Source organism: Streptomyces sp. NPDC026246, assembly GCF_055567995.1.
This window is the reverse complement of sequence record NZ_JBVHPJ010000030.1, coordinates 1-4,855: the sequence shown is the minus strand read 5'-3', so window position 1 is coordinate 4,855 and position 4,855 is coordinate 1. Positions and strand designations below refer to the sequence as shown.

Genomic DNA, 4,855 nt, shown 5'->3' with positions numbered 1-4,855 from the left:
CACGACGTGGCTCTGGCCGATGTGGCGCGGACGGCCGCCGTGCACCGCACGCACTTCGAGTCACGGGCGGCGGTGACGGCCGACTCCCTCGACCAGCTGGTGGAGGCCTTGGAGGCACTCGCCGAAGGTCGCCCCCACCCTGCCCTCGCCCAAGGCACCGCGGCACCGCGCGGGAAGGTGGTGTTCGTCTTCCCCGGCCAGGGCACCGACTGGGAGGGCATGGGGAGTTCGCTGCTGGAGCAGAGCGACGCCTTCCGGGACACGGTGACGGCCTGCGACGCGGCGCTGCGGCCGCACACCGGCTGGTCCGTGCTGGAGCGTCTGCGCGGCGAGCACTCCGGCTCCCTGCCCTTGGAGCGCCTGGACGTCGTCCAGCCGGTGCTCTTCACCATGTACGTCGCGCTGGCGGCGGCCTGGCGGTCGCTGGGCCTCGAACCCGCCGCGGTCGTCGGCCACAGCCAGGGCGAGGTGGCCGCGGCCGTCGTGTCCGGCGCACTGACCCTCGACGAGGGGGCACGCATCGTGGCGCTGCGCAGCCGCGCGCTCCAGTCCGACGGCGGCGGTGGCGAGATGGCCGTCGTCGAACTGCCCGTCGCCGAAGTGCAGGAGCGCATCGCACCGTACGGGGAGGCCCTGTCCATCGCCGCGGTCAACACCGACCGCTGGACGGTGATCTCCGGCGACTCCGACGCGATCGAGGACGTCCTGATCGAGCTGGACGACGAGGACATCTCGTGCGGGAAGCTCAACGCCGCCTGCGCCTCGCACAGCGCGCACATGGACCCCCTCCTGCCCGCCCTGCGGGCCGAGTTCACCGTCCTGCGCCCGCGGCACACCGGCGTATCGTTCTACTCGACGGTCACCGGCGGGCCCCTCGACGGATCCACCCTCGACGCGGAGTACTGGTGCCGTAATCTGCGTGAGCCGGTGCGCCTCGACCTGACCCAGGCACGGTTGCTGGACGACGGCTACGACGTGTTCGTCGAGGTGAGCCCCAGCCCGGTGCTGGTCATGCCGCTCACGAACGGCTGCGCCGACACGGACGGTCTCGTCGTGCCGAGCATCCAGCGCGGTCAGGGCGACCTGGGCGAACTCCTGCGCACCCTTGCTCTGCTGCACGTCCAGGGTCTCGACGTCGACTGGAGCCGTGCCCTCGGTGCCGGGCTCCGGCGTGCGGACGCGGTACTCCTGCCCACGTACGCCTTCCAGGGTGAGCGCTACTGGGCCGAGACCGCACAGGGGACCGGCGACGCGAACTCGATGGGCCTCGCCGCCGCGCGGCACCCCTGGCTGAGCGCCGTCACGACCCTGGCAGGCGGGGAGGGGCATCTGTTCACCGGCCGGCTGTCGACGGCGCTGCACCCCTGGCTGAGGGACCACGCCGCGTTCGGCACCGTCCTGGCCCCCGGCACCGGTCTGCTGGAGCTCGCCCTGGTGGCGGCGCGGGAGACCGGCGCCGGACACGTCGGCGAACTCACCCTGTCCGAACCGCTGATCCTCGACGACGACCGCGCGGTGCACCTCCAGGTCGCGGTGGACGCGCCCGACCTGAAGGGCGAGCGCTCCATCGCCGTCTACTCGCGGCCCGAGTCGGACCAGGAGCACTGGACCTGCCACGCCTCCGGACGGCTGCTCGAGGGCCTGCCGGACGGCCACGACGAGGGATTCGAGAGCCTGCGAAACTGGCCGGCCCCCGAGGCCGAGGCGGTCCCCCTGGACGGGTTCTACGAACGGCTGGACGCCCAGGGCGTAGGATACGGCCCCGCCTTCCGGGGTCTGACCGAGCTGTGGCGTGACGGCGACACGGCGTACGGCCTCGTCCGTCTCCCCGAGGGAGTCCCGGCCCAGGACTACGGGATGCACCCCGCCCTGCTCGACGCCGCCCTGCACACGGTCCAGGCCGTCCGGGACCTGGACGAGTCCGACCGGCGAGTGCTGCTGCCCTTCGCCTGGGAGAGCGTGGAACTCCACGCCGCGGGCAGCTCCACCCTGCGGGTGCGCGTGGACCTGGACGGGGCGCGCTCCAGCGCCCGGCTGTGGGTCGCCGACGCCGAGGGCAGGCCGGTGGCCGCGGCCCGCGCGCTGCGGATGCGCGAGGCGAGCGCCGAACAGCTGCGGGCAGGCCGTCCGGTGGAGCACCTCCACCAGGTGGACTTCCAGCCGCTCCTCGCCCCGGTGACGCGGCAGGAGACGGCCGCGACCTGGCTGCTCGGCGACGAAGGCTTCCTGGCCGGGCCGGCCGATGTCACGGACACCGGACACATCGAGCACCTCGCCGGTGCGGACGCCCTCACGGCGCGTCTCGACGAGGGCTCACCGGCGCCCGCCCGGCTGATCGTCCTCGCCGTCCCCGCCCCGGGCACCGCCGGTGCCCAGGACACACCGGACGCCGACGACGGCGGCACCGTCGCGGACCTGCGGGCACGCACGGCCGGGACCTTGGAACTCCTGCGTGCGCTGCTGGCCGAGGACCGGCTCGGTTCCACCGAGCTGGTCTGGGTCACCCGCGGTGCCGTGGACACCGGCGACGGTGTGCCGGACCTTGCCCACAGCGGTGTGTGGGGCCTGCTGCGGGCGGCCCGCACGGAGCACCCCGAGCGGGTCCTGCGCCTCATCGACACGGACGGGCCCTCCCCGGCACTGGCCCGCGCGCTGACGGTGACGGACGAACCCGAGATCGCCGTACGGGGTGAGGCGCTCCTCGGCGCCCGCCTGGTCCGTGCCACCGCCCCCGCCGGCGACGGCTCCGCACACGCCCCGGACCCGGACGGCACCGTACTCGTCACCGGTGGCACGGGTGAGCTCGGCCGGCAGGTCGCCGCCCACCTCGTCCGCGCCCACGGTGTCCGCCACCTCGTGCTGACGTCCCGCCGCGGCCCCGAGGCCCCCGGCGCGTCGGACCTCGTGCACGAACTGCACGAGGCCGGCGCCGAGACCGTACGCATCGAGGCGTGCGACGTGACCGACCGCGGCCGACTCGCGGACATCCTGGCCGCCGCGCCGGACGGCCACCCGTGGACCGGAATCGTCCACCTGGCGGCCACACTCGACGACGGCCTGCTCCTCGACCAGGACTCCGCACGACTGTGGACGGTCCTGGGCCCGAAGGCGGCCGGAGCGGTCCACCTCGACGAACTCACCCGCCGGGCCGGTGCCGACCTGTCCCTGTTCGTGGTGTTCTCCTCGGTCGCCGGGATCCTCGGCGGTGCCGGGCAGTCCACCTACGCCGCCGCCAACACCGTCCTCGACGCGGTGGCCGCCCGCCGCCGCGCCGACGGCCTGCCCGGCACGAGCCTGTCCTGGGGTCTGTGGGAGCCCAACGGCGCCGGCGTGACCGACGCCCTCAACGACGCCGACCTGGCCCGGATGCGCCGCCGCGGCATCTCCGCGTTGACCTCCGTCCAGGCGCTGCACCTCCTGGACGCCGCGCTGTCCCGCTCGCAAGCGCACCTCGTACCGGTCAAGTTGAGTCTGGGAGCCCTGCAACGCGCCCTCGACAAGGGGGAAGAGACACCCGCCCTGCTGCGCGGACTGCTCCGGGGCAGGCTGCGTCGCGCCCAGGGGGCGGCGTCGGTCACCCTGCGGGACCGGCTGCGTACCGCGTCCGCGAAGGAACGCCGCCGCACCGTCCTGGAGACGGTCCGCCGCGAGGCGGCCGTGGTCCTGGGCCTCCCCGGCCCGGAGGCCGTGGACGCGCACCAGGTCTTCAAGGAGGTGGGCCTGGACTCCCTCATGGCGGTGGAACTGCGCAGGCGCCTGTCCGCGGAGACCGCGCTCACCCTGCCGGCCACCTTGGCCTTCGACCATCCGACCCCGGACTCCATCGCCGCGTTCCTGCTGGACCGGCTGCCGCGCAACGACGTTCCCGAGCGCCCGGGACGCAGGGCGGCGACCGGCCCGCTGACCGAGGTACAGATCGACAGCCTGGTGGAACTCCTGCGCTCCGCCACGCCGAAACAGCTCGAGTCGCAGGGCCTGGCATCGGCCTTCCTCGACCTCAAGGAGGGCTTGACGAAGACCGTCACCACCGCAGAAGCGGCCCCCGTCGAACTCGAGGCCGACAGCACCGAAGACCTTCTGCAGTTCCTGGACGACAAGTTTGGAGTCAGCTCATGACCGCGCCCGACGTCGAGAAGCTCGAGTCCTACCTGAGGCGTGCCACCACGGCCCTGCTCAAGGCCGAGAAGGAACTCGACTCGGAGCGCGCCGCCCGCACCGAGCCGGTTGCGGTGGTGTCGATGGCGTGCCGGTTGCCGGGTGGTGTCGACACGCCGGAGGCGTTCTGGGAGTTGCTCGCGTCCGGTGGGGATGCGGTGGGTGGTTTTCCGGGGCGGTGGCGGGGGCTGGATCTGTTCGATCCGGATCCGGAGGTGGAGGGCAAGACCTACGGCTGTGAGGGTGGGTTCCTCGCGGACGGGCATGTGGAGGACTTCGACGCCGGCTTCTTCGGTATCTCGCCGCGTGAGGCGGTGTCGATGGATCCGCAGCAGCGGCTGGTGCTGGAGGCGTCGTGGGAGGCGCTGGAGCGGGCCGGTATCCGGCCCGAGGAGCTGAGCGGCAGCCGGACCGGCGTGTATCTGGGTTCGATGAACTCCGACTATGGAGATCACCGCACCCATGATCTGCAGGCGCTGGACGGTTACGTCGGCACCGGCCGTGCCTCCAGCATCCTGTCCGGCCGCGTCTCCTACGTCCTCGGCCTCCAAGGGCCGTCCCTGACCGTCGACACGGCCTGTTCCTCCTCCCTCGTCTCGCTCCACCTCGCCGTGCAGGCGCTGCGGCAGGGCGAGTGCGAGGTGGCCCTGGCCGGTGGTGTCACCGTGATGTCCACGCCGTCGACGTTCGTGGAGTTCTC

At 73.0% G+C, this 4,855-nt stretch carries 2 protein-coding genes; both read left to right on the top strand.

The annotated features are described in order from the left end of the window. Window positions 1-4,116: type I polyketide synthase (locus ACZ4M5_RS34650; RefSeq protein WP_467743074.1), on the top strand; the 4,116-nt coding region annotated here is incomplete at its 5' end. 32 nt (window positions 4,117-4,148) lie between these two features. After that, a partial coding sequence (locus tag ACZ4M5_RS34645) for a beta-ketoacyl synthase N-terminal-like domain-containing protein (RefSeq protein ID WP_467743076.1) occupies window positions 4,149-4,855 on the top strand: 707 nt, incomplete at its 3' end.